This is a genomic window from Fictibacillus phosphorivorans (assembly GCF_007673525.1).
GTDB lineage: Bacteria > Bacillota > Bacilli > Bacillales > Fictibacillaceae > Fictibacillus > Fictibacillus phosphorivorans_C.
In genome coordinates this window covers 3,256,407-3,273,501 of sequence record NZ_VDZU01000001.1, presented here as the reverse complement: position 1 = coordinate 3,273,501, position 17,095 = coordinate 3,256,407, and the positions used below count along the sequence as shown (strand labels likewise).

20 protein-coding genes are annotated in these 17,095 nt (G+C 39.3%); 14 read left to right on the top strand and 6 right to left on the bottom strand.

What is annotated here, in order from left to right:
• Positions 1 to 7: 7 nt before the first annotated feature.
• From FS458_RS16440 to FS458_RS16430, 3 genes are read right to left on the bottom strand one after another with little or no spacing between them, the layout of a single operon-like run.
• Positions 8 to 988, bottom strand: a complete 981-nt coding sequence (locus FS458_RS16440) for an ABC transporter permease (RefSeq protein WP_137790451.1) — start codon at positions 986 to 988, stop codon at positions 8 to 10.
• Positions 981 to 1,895, bottom strand: coding sequence for an ABC transporter ATP-binding protein (locus FS458_RS16435; protein ID WP_144702662.1), 915 nt, complete (start codon positions 1,893 to 1,895; stop codon positions 981 to 983). The genes FS458_RS16440 and FS458_RS16435 overlap by 8 nt, the downstream gene beginning before the upstream one ends.
• Positions 1,892 to 2,695 (bottom strand): SGNH/GDSL hydrolase family protein, encoded by an 804-nt coding sequence (locus FS458_RS16430; RefSeq protein ID WP_144702660.1) that lies wholly within the window; start codon positions 2,693 to 2,695, stop codon positions 1,892 to 1,894. Before FS458_RS16430 ends, FS458_RS16435 begins: the two co-directional genes overlap by 4 nt.
• Positions 2,696 to 2,839: 144 nt before the next feature.
• Between FS458_RS16430 and FS458_RS16425 the strand changes: the two genes are divergently transcribed.
• The 7 genes from FS458_RS16425 (at position 2,840) to copZ (ending at position 10,194) form a co-directional block, all read left to right on the top strand.
• Positions 2,840 to 4,051 carry a DUF418 domain-containing protein gene (locus FS458_RS16425; RefSeq protein WP_144702657.1) on the top strand — a complete coding sequence of 404 codons (1,212 nt, stop codon included), beginning with the start codon at positions 2,840 to 2,842 and terminating at the stop codon, positions 4,049 to 4,051.
• 125 nt (positions 4,052 to 4,176) lie between these two features.
• Positions 4,177 to 4,491 (top strand): ArsR/SmtB family transcription factor, encoded by a 315-nt coding sequence (locus FS458_RS16420; RefSeq protein WP_066391583.1) that lies wholly within the window; start codon positions 4,177 to 4,179, stop codon positions 4,489 to 4,491.
• Positions 4,492 to 4,507: 16 nt separating this feature from the next.
• Positions 4,508 to 6,562, top strand: coding sequence for a heavy metal translocating P-type ATPase (locus FS458_RS16415; protein ID WP_144702654.1), 2,055 nt, complete (start codon positions 4,508 to 4,510; stop codon positions 6,560 to 6,562).
• 86 nt (positions 6,563 to 6,648) lie between these two features.
• A complete protein-coding gene (locus FS458_RS16410) occupies positions 6,649 to 7,194 on the top strand; it encodes a TVP38/TMEM64 family protein (protein WP_144702651.1) in 546 nt (181 codons plus the stop codon).
• A 76-nt stretch (positions 7,195 to 7,270) separates the two neighbouring features.
• A complete protein-coding gene (locus tag FS458_RS16405; protein ID WP_144702648.1) occupies positions 7,271 to 7,558 on the top strand; it encodes a metal-sensing transcriptional repressor in 288 nt (95 codons plus the stop codon).
• A 15-nt stretch (positions 7,559 to 7,573) separates the two neighbouring features.
• The gene (locus FS458_RS16400) at positions 7,574 to 9,976 is read left to right on the top strand and encodes a heavy metal translocating P-type ATPase (protein WP_144702645.1); all 2,403 of its coding nucleotides are present in this window, start codon (positions 7,574 to 7,576) and stop codon (positions 9,974 to 9,976) included.
• An 11-nt stretch (positions 9,977 to 9,987) separates the two neighbouring features.
• Positions 9,988 to 10,194 carry a copper chaperone CopZ gene (gene copZ / locus FS458_RS16395; RefSeq protein WP_144703741.1) on the top strand — a complete coding sequence of 69 codons (207 nt, stop codon included), beginning with the start codon at positions 9,988 to 9,990 and terminating at the stop codon, positions 10,192 to 10,194.
• Between the two features lie 42 nt (positions 10,195 to 10,236).
• On the opposite strand, the gene wrbA is transcribed toward copZ, so the two are convergent.
• From wrbA to FS458_RS16380, 3 genes are all read right to left on the bottom strand, one after another.
• Positions 10,237 to 10,863, bottom strand: a complete 627-nt coding sequence (wrbA, locus tag FS458_RS16390; protein WP_144702642.1) for an NAD(P)H:quinone oxidoreductase — start codon at positions 10,861 to 10,863, stop codon at positions 10,237 to 10,239.
• 97 nt (positions 10,864 to 10,960) lie between these two features.
• Entirely contained in the window at positions 10,961 to 11,383 is a 423-nt protein-coding gene (locus FS458_RS16385; RefSeq protein ID WP_222122229.1) for a hypothetical protein, read from the bottom strand.
• A gap of 125 nt (positions 11,384 to 11,508) precedes the next feature.
• Entirely contained in the window at positions 11,509 to 12,054 is a 546-nt protein-coding gene (locus tag FS458_RS16380) for a phosphatase PAP2 family protein (protein WP_260858781.1), read from the bottom strand.
• 463 nt (positions 12,055 to 12,517) lie between these two features.
• On the opposite strand from FS458_RS16380, the gene FS458_RS16375 reads away from it, so the two are divergent.
• From FS458_RS16375 to FS458_RS16345, 7 genes are all read left to right on the top strand, one after another.
• Positions 12,518 to 12,742 carry a hypothetical protein gene (locus tag FS458_RS16375; protein ID WP_144702636.1) on the top strand — a complete coding sequence of 75 codons (225 nt, stop codon included), beginning with the start codon at positions 12,518 to 12,520 and terminating at the stop codon, positions 12,740 to 12,742.
• Between the two features lie 77 nt (positions 12,743 to 12,819).
• The gene (locus FS458_RS16370) at positions 12,820 to 13,035 is read left to right on the top strand and encodes a hypothetical protein (RefSeq protein WP_144702633.1); all 216 of its coding nucleotides are present in this window, start codon (positions 12,820 to 12,822) and stop codon (positions 13,033 to 13,035) included.
• A gap of 378 nt (positions 13,036 to 13,413) precedes the next feature.
• On the top strand, positions 13,414 to 14,079 hold the full coding sequence (locus FS458_RS16365; RefSeq protein WP_144702630.1) for an MFS transporter: 666 nt from the start codon (positions 13,414 to 13,416) through the stop codon (positions 14,077 to 14,079).
• Positions 14,019 to 14,834, top strand: coding sequence for an MFS transporter (locus FS458_RS16360; protein WP_144702627.1), 816 nt, complete (start codon positions 14,019 to 14,021; stop codon positions 14,832 to 14,834). The genes FS458_RS16365 and FS458_RS16360 overlap by 61 nt, the downstream gene beginning before the upstream one ends.
• On the top strand, positions 14,831 to 15,388 hold the full coding sequence (locus FS458_RS16355) for a DJ-1/PfpI family protein (protein ID WP_186320589.1): 558 nt from the start codon (positions 14,831 to 14,833) through the stop codon (positions 15,386 to 15,388). The genes FS458_RS16360 and FS458_RS16355 overlap by 4 nt, the downstream gene beginning before the upstream one ends.
• Before the next feature lie 210 nt (positions 15,389 to 15,598).
• Complete coding sequence (locus tag FS458_RS16350; protein WP_144702621.1) at positions 15,599 to 16,249, top strand: FMN-dependent NADH-azoreductase; 651 nt, start codon at positions 15,599 to 15,601, stop codon at positions 16,247 to 16,249.
• Positions 16,250 to 16,362: 113 nt separating this feature from the next.
• A complete protein-coding gene (locus tag FS458_RS16345) occupies positions 16,363 to 16,971 on the top strand; it encodes a nitroreductase family protein (RefSeq protein WP_144702618.1) in 609 nt (202 codons plus the stop codon).
• Positions 16,972 to 17,095: the final 124 nt, after the last annotated feature.

Below are 17,095 nucleotides of genomic sequence, written 5' to 3'. Positions count from 1 at the left end.
TCCTATTTTAATAGATATCTCTCTTAGAAAACGTTACGAAAGCGATGATGAATCCAGCAATTCCCCAAACTGCTAAAACGCTCATCGAGAATCCTAAAGACATTCCTTCGATTGGAGTTGCCATTCCACTCACATAGTTTGTAAGGTTCAGGTTTACCATAAAGAAATATTTCGCGCTTTCCCAAGAAGATACCATGTTCGCTAGAATGGCTCCGGCAATGAGTGACGCGAGCATGATTCCCATAACGGCAGCCGTACTTCTTAACAGTACGGATAGCATGAAGGTGAGTGTTCCAACGATCATACATACATACCATACGAGACCGAACTCCATCAGGATGTATTGCCATTGTGGAACGATGTGTACATTTTCAGTTAAAAGTTCATCTCCAGAAACCGTAAATCCTGTTAATAGAGGCATGTTCCATCCGCCATATCCGAAGACGACGCCAGATATTCCATACGATAGAACTGCTACTGATAGAACGATGAATGAAATCGAGAGCAGCATCGCTAAATATTTGCTAAGAAGAATGCGCCATCGTTTAACTGGGCGGGTGAGTAAAAGTTTGATCGTTCCTCCACTTGATTCAGAAGAAACGAGGTCTGCCACAATGACCATGACGAGCAACGGGAGAAGTAGATCGATCGAGTTCTCAACGAATATTCGCATGAATGTTGGTGCTCCTGGAGCACGTGGATCGATATCGTTCTCTAAATAATACTGTTGCTGTGAAAGTCTGATCTTTAGAAATTTACGCCATTCATCTTGAATGCGGCTTGAGCTTAGTCGATTTTGAGTGTCAGTGATCTCTTGCTGCAGTGTAGTTCGCCAATCTTGATTCCCCATCTTCTCACGTTGATCTTGAATCTCTTTAAACTGAGCATATGTAAAAAGAGGAACTAAGAACGCGATGATCAAGATGATGACATACAATCGTTTTTTCCTTAGAAGCTTTAACATTTCATTCCGGACAAGATTAATCAATGCTTTCGCCTCCTGTTACTTCTAAGAACAGATCTTCTAAAGAAGGAAGCTGAGTTCTCATTTCTTTTACCCTCACTCCAGCTTTTACGAGTTTTTCGTTCCAATCTGGCAGCAATGGTTCATTATATAACGTGATTAGTGTATGATCAGGACCTTCTGTAACTTCTGTTTCCATAGAAAGAATCTCTTTAGCCACTTTAATAGGTTCAGCACGCCAAATCACACGTTCCTGTTCAGCCAATAGGTTATCAACAGAGTCTGTGCGTAATACAGTTCCTTTTGAGATGATCGCCACACGATCACACATCAGCTGAATTTCACTTAACAAATGGGACGATACAAGAACGCTTAAGTTTTCTTCTCTTGCTAACTGTCGTATAAATTCACGCATCTCGCGAATACCTGCAGGGTCGAGTCCGTTCGTCGGCTCGTCCAAAATAAGTACTTTCGGTTTTCCTAAAAGAGCTTGAGCAATTCCTAAACGCTGTCTCATACCGAGTGAATAGGTACTTACACGATCGTGAATTCGATTTTGTAACCCTACGAGTTCGATGACTTCATTTAATCTTGTCTTAGGGATAGATGAATCCATTTTTTGAAAGTGTATAAGATTTTCCCATCCTGTTAAGTACGGATACAGTTCAGGGTTTTCAACAATACACCCGAGATGTCTCATCGCTTCGGTAAATTCCGTTCGTACATTCTTACCACCGATTTTAATCGTTCCAGAAGTAGGAGAGATCAAACCAACGATCATTCGAATCGTCGTCGTCTTTCCAGCACCGTTCGGTCCGAGAAAACCAAAGACTTCTCCGGGAACGAGTGTAAACGAAACACCTTTTATGATCTGCTTGCCCTTAATTTTCTTAGTTAGATTCTTTACTTCTAATGCGGGTGTTTGGCTCATGATTCATTCTCCTCCTGTTCAAATTTGATCAGTGAGGCTACTCGTTCAGCAATCAGCTTGTAACCTTCCGTGTTAGGATGAAATTGATCGGTATAGAGATAGTTTTCTACTTGAAGCTGAAAGAGATCAAAGGTAGGTACATATACGATGTTATCAAAGCCAGCTGCTGTTTCAGCAGACTGGAAGTTCCAGTCTCTAACGATTGAAGAAGTTGTTTTTGAATCAGGCATGTTGCTAAAAGGGTTGTACAACCCAACATGATAGATGACTGCCTCAGGATTCAGTTCTCTGAGCTGTGTATAGATTTTTTTTACATTGCTTAAATAAATCTGTTTTTTACCGTTAATCGCATTATCATCTAGATTCTCTAATGCTGCTCCTTGTTGAAAAAGGTCATTTCCGCCAATCGTCATGACGATCACATCTGCTTGTTTGGCTTGACGCTGAATCTCACTTTGTTGAAGCTGCTTAAGAAGACCTCTAGATGTTTCCCCCTTGATTGCAGTGTTAAGCAGATTAATATCTTGGTCTGTTTTTTCTTTTAAGCGCTCAGTTAGATAGCCCGTATAACCTTTTCCGTCAGCGTCACCGGTTCCACGAGTCAGAGAATCCCCTAATGCAAAGATCGTAAGGGTGCCATCTTGCTTCTCTGTTGAAGTTGATTCGGTTTTTTCTTTAAGCTGTGAAACTTTTTTGTTAGTAGAAAATTGATCTTGTAACGTCCAACCAAGACCAAACAGCCATAGTACTGTAGCTGCAATAGAGACAATCGAAACGACCGTTAAGGTATATTTTTTCAAAACCGCTTTCATCCTTCCCAAATCCTTGATCTGTTGATTATAGAATAGCAAATAATGACGCATATTCTAACTTTTTTGCCTATTTGCGGTAAAATAAACCAAAGGGAGTGGAATCATGAAAAAAAATTTTAAGTGGGGTTCATCATGAATTGGAAACCAGTCGGAGAGCAAGACAGAATTCAATCGTTAGATATTATGCGCGGTATAGCCATTTTTGGCATTCTACTCGTAAATATGAAGTCTTTTTCAGGACCGGATTCACCGATTCGTGCATTGAGTTACGAATATTTTGATGAGCCGTATAACGTTTGGACAAATGTGCTATTAGAGTTTTTTGTTCAAGGAAACTTTATAACGATGTTTTCCTTTTTATTTGGGTTTGGTATCGTGTTGATGGCAGAAAGAGCAGCGGCAAAAAATAAGAGGTTTGTTCCTGTGTTTCTAAGACGTCAGTTTGTTCTGCTTCTCTTTGGAATCCTTCATGTTCTGTTTTTTTGGTACGGTGACATATTGATCATGTACGCAATCGTTGGTCTGTTCATGTTGATCTTTTATCGTTTAAATAAGAAAGTATTAATCATAATGGGATTTCTGTTAATAACGGTTTACAGTTTATTTATGACAACATTAACGTACGATTATTGGAGTAGTGGCGCGGCGATAACTTATCAAAATGCTCAAAACGAGCTTTATGAACAAGAGATCGCGCAATCCATTCAAATATACAGCAACGGTACCTATGTTGAGATCATGAAGGAAAGAATTCATGAATGGGGAGATCTGAACCGTTATTTTCTCTTTTTTATAGCAGGACTTTTGCCGATGTTTTTATTCGGTGCTTATGCTGCTAAGAAAAGAACGTTCACGAACCGAGGCTTATGGAGACTGTGGCTGTTAACATTGATCCTTGGTCCTGGAAGTAAATCATTCGCTGTTATTTTCTTTTCTAATAAAGGAGAAGATTGGCGTTATGAGACCGCGATGTCATGGGGATACGAATTTGGTGGGGCAATGATGAGCATCTTCTATATCTGCAGCATCGTTCTTCTTTATCGAAGTGGAGTGTGTAAACGTTTGTTTAACTTCTTTCAATTTACAGGTCGCATGGCTTTTACGAACTACTTAACTCAATCGATCATCGCAACAACGATTTTCTATAGTTATGGGTTAGGTCTGTATGGTAAGTTTGGACCACTCGTTGGTGTTATCTTGGCGTGCGTTATTTTTTCTATTCAAGTTATTTTTTCAAAGTGGTGGATGAAAAGGTATTACACGGGACCGCTTGAATGGGTGTGGCGCTCACTAACATATGGCCGAAAACAGCGATTCAAAAGGAACGAAATAAGTAATAGTTAAAGAAGCTGAGAATTCTCGCTTCTTTTTGTTTTGCACAATTTTAAATTTTTAGGTACACTCTAAGTAACATATATGAGCATATGTTCATATAATGAATAAAGCCGAATTTTAGGGAGCTGTTTTTCATGTCTGATCAGCAAAACAAATATGAACACCTCGATGAGGAAACACTATTTATCGTATCTCAAACGTTTAAAGCACTTTCAGATCCAACTCGCATTCGCATTTTGCATCTATTAGGAGAGAGAGAGTGCAATGTTTCTGAAATTGCTGAAGAACTATCACTCATGCAATCAACGGTATCCCATCAGTTACGGTTTTTGAAAAATTTAAGACTTGTTAAATTTAGACGCGCTGGAACTACACTATTCTACTCAATAGATGACGAGCATGTGATGACCCTTCTGCATCAATCCATCCATCATGCGAGACACGACTAGAAAGGAGGGACCATAAATGAAAGAGCATAAGATCACCGGTTTATCGTGTGGACATTGTGCTTTAAAGCTGGAAGAACAGATCCAACAGCTTCCAGGTGGAGAGCGAGCGAAAGTGCAATTTAACTCAAGCAAAATTGTTTTAGATGAACAAATGGATTTGGACAGCGTTCGTTCTATCCTTTCGACTGAGAATGTACGTTTTGAATCAGACGGAGAGCCTACAGGACCTAATTGGCTCATGATTGGTCTATACGTCTCTGTTGCTTCCTTCATAGCAGCACTTATAACAGAACATATGATGAACATAACGTATGTTTCCATACTATTTTATGCGGTTGCGACGATTGCTTCTGGGTACTCAACGTTTTTAAAAGGTCTCCGAAATCTAACGAAGTTGAAATTTGATATAAACACTCTAATGACAGTTGCCTTAGTCGGTGCAGTAGCCATTGGAGAATGGAAAGAAGCTGCACTTGTGGCAATCCTTTTTGGTATTAATGAACTTCTTGAATCTTACGGGATGGAAAAAGCACGTCGTTCGATGGAATCTCTTTTAAAGGTAGCACCGAAAGAAGCGCTTCTGTTAAGAGACGGGAAAACAGAAGTTATCTCGATCGAAGAACTTGCTGTTGATGATGTGGTACTCGTGAAAACAGGTCAAAAGATCCCATCAGACGGTGTCGTTGTTTATGGAAAGAGTTCTGTGAACGAAGCTGCGATCACAGGTGAATCACTTCCTGTGGAAAAAGAGAGTGGAGAGAACGTATTTGGTGGAAGCATCAATAACGAAGGTGTCCTTCATGTGAAAATTTCGAAGACTTATAACCAATCAGCTCTTTCTAAAATTTTGGCTCTTGTTCAGGAAGCACAAGAATCGAAAACGCCAACGGAGCTTTTCATCAATCGGTTTGCAAACTATTACACACCGATCATCATGATTATTTCTGCACTTGTTATGTTAGTACCGCCACTCTTGTTCAACGATCCGTGGGGTGAATGGTTCTATCAAGGACTTGCGGTATTGATCGTGGGCTGCCCTTGTGCGCTTATTCTATCTTCACCGATTGCGATCCTATCTGGAATTACCGTTAATGCAAGAAATGGGATCTTGATCAAAGGCGGGGCTTATCTTGAACAGCTTGGGAAGATAAATATCATTGCTTTTGACAAAACCGGTACTCTTACACTAGGGGAACCGCACGTTGTAGCGGAGAAAGCGTTCCATCCCGACTTTTATAAAGTGGCTTATGCGATTGAAAAGTCTTCTTCACACCCTCTTGCAAAAGCAGTCGTTGCAAAGTGCCGGGAAGTTGGTGCTGAAGAAGTAGAAGCGGATGAAATTACTACAGTTAGTGGTCAAGGAATTACAGCGGTAGTCGATCATAAAACGTATAGGCTAGGAAACGAAAAAATCATTGGCAGTATGCATGCGGATGAGGACGTAATAAATGTTATCGAATCATTTAAAGAAGATGGTAATACGATCGTCCTTGTTGCAAGTGACACTGAAATTCTTGGTGTGTTTGCTATTGCTGATGAAATTAGAAAAGAAAGTCCTGACATTATCTCTCTGCTTCATGAAAAAGGAATAAGAGAAACGGTCATGCTGACTGGTGATCACCCAATTGTTGCAGATAAAGTTGCTAAAAAAACGGGAGTGTCTTCTTTCTTCGGGGGGCTGCTCCCGGAGGATAAAGTAGAAAAGGTTAGATCACTAAAGAAGCATGGAAAAGTGGCTATGATCGGTGATGGAATCAACGATGCTCCCGCACTTGCTACGGCAGATCTCGGTATTGCAATGGGGAAAGGAACAGATAGTGCGATCGAAACGGCAGATATTGTACTCATGCAAGATCATTTAGGAAAACTTCCAGATGCTGTTCAGGTTTCAAGAAAAGTAAATACAATCATCAAGTGGAACATCGGATTATCACTTGGGTTGAAGCTTTTAGCTCTGCTGCTTACGATACCGGGATGGCTCACACTTTGGATTGCAATCCTTTCTGACATGGGTGCTACAATTCTTGTAACATTGATCAGCCTTACTGTCCTGCTTCACAATAGAAAATAGTGAACGTAAAAAGTCATGCAGCTGCATGGCTTTTTTAGTACCATAAAGGGGTATGAACTTAGGATTTTTTAGGAGGAATGCATGTCATGTCAGAAACCGTGATTCAATTTTTCCAAGAATATAGCGAATGGGCGATTATCCTTTCACTCGTTCTCAATATATTAATTGGAATTTTAGGTGTTGTTCCTACTGTTTTTATAACAGCCGCAAATATTTTATTCTTTGGGTTTTGGTACGGAACATTCATTTCATTTATTGGAGAAGCATTAGGAGCAATGGTTGCTTTTTTTCTATACAGAAAAGGATTCAAACAGGTTTCTAGAGAGAAGCTTAAAGGGTACCCCAGGGTGGTAAGATTGTTGGAAGCAAGAGAGAAGGAAGCATTCCTCCTCATCCTGTCACTTCGATTGCTGCCCTTTGTACCTTCAGGATTTGTTACATTTGCTAGTGCGATCGGGGCTGTCTCAGCATGGACTTTTGTTGTAGCAAGTTCAATAGGGAAGATACCAGCATTGGTACTTGAAGCATATTCAGTGTATAACGTAACCGAATGGAATACAGAAGGAAAGATCATTTTAGGAGTTGTAGCGTTAGCAGGGATCTACATTTTTGTAAACAAAAGAAGAAACTGATCATAACATTTGATACTATAGGGGGGTATAGTATATACTAACCTTGTAAGCATCCAAAACGAAGGGATGAACCCATATGGAACAAAAAACACATCGCTGTGACAGTGATAAACAAGATTTAAACAACCGTTTAAAAAAGATCGAGGGCCAAGTTCGTGGACTTCAAAAAATGATAGAAGATGATCGTTATTGTATAGATGTTCTTGTTCAGATTTCAGCTGTGACAGCCGGATTAAAAAGAGTAGGATTTCAATTGATGGAAAGTCACACTCAGCATTGTGTGGCAGATGCGATAAAATCTGGTGATGGAGAAGACTCTATAGAAGAATTAATGAGGGTCATTAAGCAATTCTCTAAATCATAAAAGAAGGTGAAGACCATGAGCAAAAAGAAAGTAAATCTAGGAATCACGGGCATGACATGCTCAGCTTGTTCAACTCGAATCGAGAAAGTGCTGAAGAAAATGGATCATGTCGATGTTAACGTCAACTTAGCCATGGAAAAAGCATCTGTAACGTTTGATCCTGAAACAATCACCCTTCAAGAGATCGAACAAAAAATTGAAAAGCTAGGATACGGGGTAGTTAAAGAAAAAGTAGATCTTGATATTTCGGGGATGACCTGTGCAGCATGTTCTACACGCATTGAAAAAAGCTTAAACCGTATGGAAGGGATCTCTAGTGCTACCGTTAACTTAACGGGTGAAACAGGATCCATAGAATATAACCCGGCGATTGTTTCTGTAGACGATGTTTTAAACAAGATCAAGAAGCTTGGGTATCATGCGTCTACTCACCAAGATCGTGAAACAAAAAAGACGAAGAAGGAAGAAGAGATCACGGCTAAGAAGAGAAAGTTAATTCTTTCTATCATCTTGTCTCTTCCACTTCTCTATACAATGTTTGCACATATGCCTTGGGATTTTGGTCTGTTGATGCCTTCATTATTCATGAACCCTTGGTTTCAATTTATTCTCGCTTCTATCGTCCAATTTTATATCGGAGGACCTTTTTATATCGGTGCTTTTCGAGCGCTTCGTAATAAGAGTGCGAACATGGATGTTCTTGTTGCACTCGGAACGTCCGCTGCCTTTTTTTACAGCGTCGTTGAAGCATTTAAAACGCTTAGTAATCCAGACTATATGCCCCAGCTGTACTTTGAAACGAGCGCTGTATTAATCACGTTAATCTTAGTCGGTAAATATTTCGAGACTCTCGCAAAAGGTAGAACAACTGAGGCGATTTCCAAACTATTGAATCTGCAAGCGAAGGAAGCTACTGTCGTTCGAGATGGAATGGAAGAGAAAATTTCAATCGATCAAGTAGTGGTGGGGGATACGCTGGTTATTAAACCGGGTGAAAAAATACCGGTTGATGGCACTGTACTCTCTGGAAATTCTTCCGTCGATGAGAGTATGATTACAGGCGAAGCGATTCCTGTTGAAAAAGCAGAAGGTGATTTCGTTATTGGAGCTACACTTAACAAGAATGGTACTCTTCGTATGGAAGCCAAAAAAGTAGGAAAAGAAACGGCTTTAGCAGGAATCATAAAAATTGTTGAAGAAGCTCAAGGATCGAAAGCACCCATACAACGTATGGCAGACTACATTTCAGGGATTTTCGTGCCGATTGTAGTAGGTATCGCAATACTTGCCTTTGTAATTTGGTATTTTCTTGTTGATTCAGGAAACCTGCCACAAGCACTTGAAGTCAGCATTGCCATACTAGTAATAGCCTGCCCATGCGCACTTGGTCTTGCAACACCGACGTCCATCATGGTTGGAACTGGTAAAGGTGCAGAGCAGGGAATCCTGTTCAAAGGTGGGGAATATTTAGAAGGTGCACAAAGAATTAATACTGTACTACTTGATAAAACAGGAACGGTTACAAAAGGTAAACCAGAAGTAACAGATCTCACAGAGTTAAAAGAAGGTTTCCTTGCTCATGTGATTTCCGCAGAGAAAAGCTCTGAACACCCTTTAGCAGAAGCAATTGTTGAGTACGGAAATAAACAGGATATACCATCCATTGAGACGGAATCCTTTCATGCTATTCCAGGGCATGGTATTGAAGCGGTAGTTAGTGGGAGAACGATACTCGTCGGAACGAGAAAGCTCATGAAAGAAAAAGCTGTAGAATACAAAGAGCAGGAAGCACTTCTTAAAGCATATGAGAACGAAGGAAAAACAGCTATGCTTGGTGCAGTAGATGGAGAGCTCGTTCTGATTGTAGCTGTTGCTGACACGGTAAAAGAAACATCTAAAAATGCGATTAACGCTTTAACAGAACAGGGTATTGATGTGTATATGATCACAGGTGATAACAAAAGAACAGCACTTGCGATCGCACAAGAAGTAGGCATTAAAGAGGTATTCGCTGAAGTCTTACCCGAAGATAAAGCACGTATTGTGAAAGAACTTCAAGAAAAGGGAAAAACAGTAGCGATGGTAGGTGATGGGATCAATGATGCTCCAGCACTTGCGACTGCTAATATTGGAATGGCAATCGGAACAGGAACAGATGTAGCGATCGAAGCCGCTGATGTTACGCTTGTTGGCGGTGATCTTAATCATATTCCAAAAGCTATAGAGTTAAGCCGGAAGACAATGCAGAACATTAGGCAAAACTTATTTTGGGCATTGTTTTACAATACAGCAGGTATTCCGATAGCTGCATTCGGTTTGCTCGAACCATGGGTTGCCGGAGCGGCTATGGCTTTTAGCTCTGTATCTGTTGTAACGAACGCATTGCGTTTAAAACGAGTCAACTTAAATAAAATTTAGGAGGAAAAATGATGGAAACAAAAACACTAAATGTAGAAGGTATGACGTGTGGACATTGTAAAGCAGCGGTAACAAATGCACTAAATGAACTAGATGGAGTGAAAAACGTAGTGGTTCACTTAGAAACAGGAAAAGTGGAAGTTGAAGTGGATTCCTCGAAAGTTACAGAAGCCGAAATGCGTGAAGCGATTGAAGATCAAGGGTATGACGTGAAGTAATGTGAAAAGCCTCTCCATGTGGAGGGGCTTTTTATATAGATTCTATAAGTTCCCTTTAAGTGCTTTTGCCACTTTTGCCACGCGTTTTCCTAAACGAGATGCCATTGTTTTCTCTGCATCTTGAGGCTGCTGACTACCATCTGCTCCAGCTACAGTCGATGCCGCGTACGGTGAACCACCGATTCCTTCTGATGTCATCTGTTCTGGATTTTCTCCATAAGGAAGACCTACATAAATCATTCCAAAGTGCATGAGTGGAACAAAAGAAGTGATAGCAGTAGATTCTTGTCCGCCATGAATCGTATTAGAACTTGTGATTACGGCCGTCGGCTTACCTTCTAAATCGCCATTTGCCCAAAGACTGCCCGCAGAATCGAGTAGTTGTTTGATCTGTGCTGGCATCATCCCATATCGTGTCGGAATTCCCCAGATTATTCCGTCTGCCCATTTTAAATCATCAAGTGTAACTTCAGGAATATCAACCTGTGCTTCTTGAGCTTTTACATAAGCATCTTGTTGAGACATATATTTTTTTGTGACTTCAAATTCAGGAACTTTTACAACTTTAACTTCGGTACCGTCAACTTGCTTTACACCTTCTGAAGCTGCTAATGCCATCTCATGAATATGACCATAAGAACTATAATATACAACCAAAACGTTAGCCATTATATTACCTCCTTATTTAATATGACTTATGTACACTTCCCGTTTTTTCCTAATTGAAATCATAAAAAAAATCCGCCTGTCTGTTTCAGGCGGATTTCTAATAATAAGGGTATGGGTAGGGTGGATAATAAGGATATGGATAAGGTGGATAATAAGGGTATAATGACAAAGCTGCTAAGGATGCTAGTGGGAAAATCTGACGATAATATCTTCGATAATAAGGATTACCATACCATTGTCGTTGATTTTGCTCTGAACTTTGTTGAACTTGCTGAGATTGTTGTTGGGGATTTGGAGACTGTTGTGTAGGTTGAGGACTCTCTTGCTCTTCTTCCGCTGGCATCATGTTTTGCGGAACCATCATATACACATTTTTCTTGTCTAGATCGGTAATGATACCTTCAATTTCTTGTCCGTCTCGGGTTTTAATCGTTACATGATAATACATATGCTGCTTACACATCTGATGCATACTGTCAGCCCGATTCTGATTCTTCGAATGTAATTGATCTTCGCTCATATTATCACTCCTTCCCATGTTATTCATATTTCCTTCAAGCCCAAGTTATGTCTGTACATAGAAAACAGTTATGAACGAGTTAAAGCCACAAAAAAAAACCGCTTATAAAAGCAGTTCTTTTTTCTTTAACTTTTTTCTGTGCTTTGAAGTTTTGTCTTGAACATTCGTTTGAAAAAGCTGAGTACCGTTTCAGCCTCAAGATAATAGAACAGTTTAAATAGCAAGCTGCTTAATAAAATCCCAGCAACTACATCCAATACAACATGCTGTTTGACGAACAATGTTGACAAGATAATGCTGTAAGCGATGGTTGAGACAATGATATCTTTTCTGATCGTCCACATCTTACTATGGCGAATACCTAAGATCATAAGATAACTACTCAAAACATGAATACTTGGAAAACAGTTGAACGGTTGGTCAGCCCCATATACATATTGAACCATCTTTGTGAGTATGCCACCTTCAACTAATTCGGGACGGGGAACAGTGGTCTGAAAAAAGAAATAAATCACATAACATACCAGCATTCCAACACAAAAACTTAATAAAGTCCGATAATAGATGGCTCTGTCATATACACAAAAGTAAACAAACATTAGAAAAATAAAAGCATACCAAAGGATATAAGGTACAATAAAAATCTCCGCAAATGGGATTTGGTGATCCACTGCTGTAATAAGTTGCCTCGCCCCGCGTTCCCCGTGATTTAATACCTGATAAATAATATTCAGTAAAGGGATAGAGAGGAGAAGACATAATGCTAAAATATTCTCTTTTATAATACGCAATACGAACTACTCCTTTATCTATATCATCAGCTTAATAACATATTCCCGTTTTAAAAGGTTTTACACGTTTTAAAATACACCTTATTGAGGTTACCATATTATGGTTTATTTGTCATAGGTCATGAGACGTATTCTACTATAAATTTTATATCAATTTATGGTTATGTCTAGTCTTCCCAAGTACGGTTACAATTTCTTTGCCACTATTTGCGTCAAGTAGTAAATGTACCCGTATATTATATACAGACGATTCCTTTTTGACTTTTCTGATAAAAGGAATATAATGGAGGTACAACCGTAAGACCTAATGCATATTTAACCTCTTTGAAAGGGAGTGTTATGGATGTATGTAGGCAATACCATAAAAGTAGACCGTTATAATGGTGAGTATTTTATGATCAGCCAAAAGTGGCTGATGGAAGTGGTCTGGAACAAATACAACATGCCATTGCACGAGTTTTTATTAGCGTATGACAAATCAGACAGTGACTACATCATGTCATTGGCTGAACGGCAAAGCATTCAATATGAAATCGCACATGATGAAGACTACCTGTACATAGGGTAGTTTTTTTATTTTTATGTATGTCAAAAGCCCCTCTTCCTACATACACTGGGTTTAGGATTCAGGGGGAGGGCACATTCATGGCTAAAAAAAATGCAAAAAAAACAACAAAAAATAAATATGACAGTCAGGTTAATAAATACCAGCACACACAAAAGATGGTTACAAGTGAAACTTGCATCGCCTGTAAAAACCAATGCGTAAGAGGATTGGCTTACATGGAACGCATGTCACAGCCAGGAGCTATGGGTAAAGGAGTACCATGCCATCTTACAAAAGGAAGAGGACATAAATAATGTGATTGTGTTCGCTGGCCTATATATGGGCCAGCTTTTTTTTGAGTTTTTTTATAGGTAGAGAAGTGAAGAGAGGGTTTTGAAGGAAATTTTAGCTACGGCAATGAGAAATCTCTATGATTTAGGGAATTATGATCGGTTCCGAGGCTTTATGATCGATTCTTGGGATCTATGATCGATACCGAGAATTTTTGATGGACTCTCAGGATTTATGATCGATGCTGAGAATTTATGATCGTTTCCCGAAAATTTCACCTATCCCAAAAACCTTAAATCAACAACCTCATCATCCACTCAAACACCGTCAAAGACGTAATCACCTGTCATGTGGTAAACTTTGTGTGGTTTATATTACCATAAAAAGGATGAAGCATTTATATGATCAAAGCAAATCGCTATTTTCATTTTTTATGGAGCGGACAGACGCTCGCGAATTTAGGAGATATTCTCTATATCATTTGTTTGATTACACTTGTTTACAATGAAACGGGATCTGTCCTGCATATGGCTCTTATTCCATTTGCGAAGACGATGTCCTTGCTTGTTTCAGGTTTTCTAGCTCCTCTATTCATTGAAACGTACAAACGAACGAGTTTATTGATCCACACACTTATGCTTAAAACAGCATTGTTATTCTGTTTATGTTTACTCGGTTTATATGGTATACATACGGCTACAACATTTACTCTATTGTATATTTTGGTCGTAATCATTTCTCTTCTTGAAGGTCTCGGAAACCCCGCAAGAAGATCTATGGTTCCTGATCTTGTAGAAAGTGATGAGCTTGTAAAAGCAAACAGTTTCATCAGTATTGCCAACCAGACTTCTATGCTTTTATCATGGCCACTCGGCAGTGTTCTATTGGTGATGTGGGGGGAACAAAATATGCTATGGGTAACTTTTGGCTTATTTGTCGTTGCAACCTTACTTACTATACAAATAAAGGTTAACGAAAAGGAGAACGTTAAAACACAAGAGTCGAAGTGGAAAGCGATGAAAGAAGGTTGGCAACTGATCTTTCAATCAAAAAACTTACAACTTTAACAGTTATGGATGTACTTGAAAACTTCGGTCATGGAGTTTGGATCGCCGCAATTCTTTACGTATATGTTGAAACAGCGATAGGAAAAGGAGAAGCGTGGTGGGGTTACATCAATGCGTCTTTTTTTGCAGGAATGATGGTAGCGGGTCTTGTAGTATACCGGTTCTCTAAATGGATGGAATCATATCTTGGCTTTGTCATTATGGCATCAACGGTTTGTTTGATGTTGCTTAACGTGTGGTTCGGTTTAACTTCATCAGCATGGATTGCCTTATTGGTTTCTTTCGTTTTTGGGTTTCCTCAGATGGCGAGAGATGTGTCCCAAAATACGTTGATCCAAGAATCCTATAGAGATAAACAGCTGGCTAAAGTGTATGCATCTCATGGGACAATCGTGTATGGGACATTTGGAATAGCGACATTATTACTCGGTTGGTTTGCAGAGGAATTTGGAGTTCGAGAGACATATGTGTTAGTAAGTTTTCTGTTTCTGGTTTCCTTTGCGATCGCATTTTTAAATCGTAAAGTCCTACATTCTAACCAGAAAATAACCTCACTTGAACAAGATGTTGTATATATAACCTATCAATTCTATCTAATAACTTGGGAAAACTGCTTGTATTTTACTAAAAAGAAAGCACATGTTCTCCTTCAATTTTCCCAATACAAAGCAAGTCGGCATCCTGTTACAATAATTATACACCCTCTTCCCTGCAAGACGGGTAGAAAAGTAACAGGAATGGGTGAATACCATTGAAAAAGAAAGTACTTGTCTATCTGTATCCACAATTTAGAGAAGTTGAAGTAATGACGACTTTATCTATTATCGGTAAAAAGTATGAAGTGCTGCCTTTCTCGCTGTTGCCAGGAACTGTTACTAGTGAATGTGGTTTACTGATGCAGCCTACGATTAAGATGAAGAATATTAGTCCTATTGATTATGAGATGCTGATTATTCCTGGGGGAAAACAAGCTTTCACTCAAGGAAATCCGAGACTTCTGCATCTGTTGCAAGTGTTCAACAGAGAGAATATTAAGATTGCAGCTATTGGTAATGGAACAGTTATTTTAGGACGAGCCGGTATATTGAACGGCAGGTCGTATACTGTGTCTTTACGTGAAGAAGAATTTGCTAAAACAAACAGCTGGTTGAATGGAACGTATCAATCAAAACAGATTGTTGAAGATAAGAATCTTTTAACAGCAAAAAGCCATGCTTATATTGATTTTGGTTTAACGATTGGGGACCGTTTGCAATGTTTTGACGGCCTGGAAGAATATAATTTTTATAAAGGTACAAGTTCCTTTTAACGGAACTCTGATCTTCGCTCCCCCTTATCGCTTTCTGGCTATTAGCTAGAAAGCGTTTTTTAATGGGAAAAATCACTAAAATAAATCATGATAATAATTAAAAGTTTAGTGCTTGACAAAAGTAAGTTATGGAATTATGATGTAAAAGAATCAACTTACTAAAGAGAAGTTAATCACTAATTACAACAGACATAAAGGAGAGAAACAAAAATGAAAGTACTTTACATTAACTCTAACCCAAAACCAATGGATCAATCGTTCGGACTTCGCCTAGGACGTCACTTCTTAAACGAACTGTCTAATCAAAACGAAAACGTAGAAATCGAAACGGTAAATCTTTATGAAGAGAACATTCCGTTCATCGATGCTGATGTTCTAGATGCTTGGGGCAAATTAGCTGCAGGGCAAGAGCTTTCTCCATCACAAGTAGAGAAAACAAGCCGTATGGGCGAAATTTTAGAACAATTCCTTTCAGCAGACATGTATGTTTTTAACACACCAATGTGGAACTTGAGCTATCCTCCAATGCTTAAAGCATATATCGATAATGTAGTGATGGCAGGAAAGACGTTTAAATACACAGAGAACGGCCCAGCTGGATTATTAGGCGGCAAGACTGCTGTTCACGTTCAATCTCGTGGTGGTGTATATTCTGAAGGTCCTGCTCAAGCTTTTGAGTTTACGAACGGATATCTTCAAGGTGTGATGGCATTCATCGGAATTACTGATTATCATCATGTATTTACAGAAGGTATGGCAGCAGCACCAGATCGTGCAGAAGAAATTTTGGCTGATGCAAGTGAAAGAGCGACTGAATTGGCTAAAGAATTAGTATCAGCGAAACGCTTGCATAATTTTTGACTTCAACTGATAACCCACTATAATTGGTGGAATAGTAACGAGGTGTCAACGAAAATTGGCACCTCTTTATTTTATAGAGAAACCATCAGAATGCGGAATAGGGAGTGGAAGAAATGAACGAAACATTTAAAGTTATGGAAGAACGATCTTCTGTCCGTTTGTATCAGAAAGACAAAGAAATTCCGAGCGAAACACTTCACCAGATTTTTGAGATGGCTGGGAAAGCTCCATCAGCATGGAATCTGCAGCACTGGCGTTTTATTGTAGTAACATCTCAAGAACAAAAAGAAAAGCTTTTCCCGATTGCTTATAATCAAAAGCATGTGCTGGATGCATCAGCTGTAGTGGTAGTCTTAGGAGACACAGAAGCAGATAAAGTAGCTGCAGAAGTATTTGAAAAAGCTCCAGAAGAAGCAAGAAATATGTTATTGAAAAATATTAACTCTGCCTATTCACAAGGGCGTGCGATCGGCGAAAGAGAAGCACTTAAAAATGCATCACTCGGTGCGATGCAGCTCATGCTTGCTGCTAAAGCAGTTGGTGTTGATTCATGTCCGATGACAGGATTCGATCATGCTGCTATTGTGCCTGCTCTTGGAATTCCAGAACGATTCATTCCTGTAATGATGATTACATTAGGATATGCTGACGGTCCTGCAAAGCCTACAGAACGCTTCGATGTTAATCGTATTGTGATGCATGAAAAATATGAAGAAAAGTAAATAATAGCTAAGCAGTTGTGTCTGAAATTGGGCATAGCTGCTTTTTTCATACCATTTATGCATCGTGAACTACGTTTGTTTAATGGGAAAATGTGCTATCATACAAATAACATCAGTTTTGGTA

What these genes read in the sequence shown, in the direction of transcription:
- FS458_RS16365 (WP_144702630.1), top strand. Translation starts at nt 13,414, where the DNA reads ATGATCAAAGCAAATCGCTATTTTCATTTTTTATGGAGCGGACAGACG.
- FS458_RS16405 (WP_144702648.1), top strand. Translation starts at nt 7,271, where the DNA reads ATGGAACAAAAAACACATCGCTGTGACAGTGATAAACAAGATTTAAAC.
- FS458_RS16345 (WP_144702618.1), top strand. Translation starts at nt 16,363, where the DNA reads ATGAACGAAACATTTAAAGTTATGGAAGAACGATCTTCTGTCCGTTTG.
- FS458_RS16385 (WP_222122229.1), bottom strand. Translation starts at nt 11,383, where the DNA reads ATGAGCGAAGATCAATTACATTCGAAGAATCAGAATCGGGCTGACAGT.
- copZ (WP_144703741.1), top strand. Translation starts at nt 9,988, where the DNA reads ATGGAAACAAAAACACTAAATGTAGAAGGTATGACGTGTGGACATTGT.
- FS458_RS16400 (WP_144702645.1), top strand. Translation starts at nt 7,574, where the DNA reads ATGAGCAAAAAGAAAGTAAATCTAGGAATCACGGGCATGACATGCTCA.
- FS458_RS16435 (WP_144702662.1), bottom strand. Translation starts at nt 1,895, where the DNA reads ATGAGCCAAACACCCGCATTAGAAGTAAAGAATCTAACTAAGAAAATT.
- FS458_RS16370 (WP_144702633.1), top strand. Translation starts at nt 12,820, where the DNA reads ATGGCTAAAAAAAATGCAAAAAAAACAACAAAAAATAAATATGACAGT.
- wrbA (WP_144702642.1), bottom strand. Translation starts at nt 10,863, where the DNA reads ATGGCTAACGTTTTGGTTGTATATTATAGTTCTTATGGTCATATTCAT.
- FS458_RS16415 (WP_144702654.1), top strand. Translation starts at nt 4,508, where the DNA reads ATGAAAGAGCATAAGATCACCGGTTTATCGTGTGGACATTGTGCTTTA.
- FS458_RS16410 (WP_144702651.1), top strand. Translation starts at nt 6,649, where the DNA reads ATGTCAGAAACCGTGATTCAATTTTTCCAAGAATATAGCGAATGGGCG.
- FS458_RS16425 (WP_144702657.1), top strand. Translation starts at nt 2,840, where the DNA reads ATGAATTGGAAACCAGTCGGAGAGCAAGACAGAATTCAATCGTTAGAT.
- FS458_RS16350 (WP_144702621.1), top strand. Translation starts at nt 15,599, where the DNA reads ATGAAAGTACTTTACATTAACTCTAACCCAAAACCAATGGATCAATCG.
- FS458_RS16375 (WP_144702636.1), top strand. Translation starts at nt 12,518, where the DNA reads ATGTATGTAGGCAATACCATAAAAGTAGACCGTTATAATGGTGAGTAT.
- FS458_RS16420 (WP_066391583.1), top strand. Translation starts at nt 4,177, where the DNA reads ATGTCTGATCAGCAAAACAAATATGAACACCTCGATGAGGAAACACTA.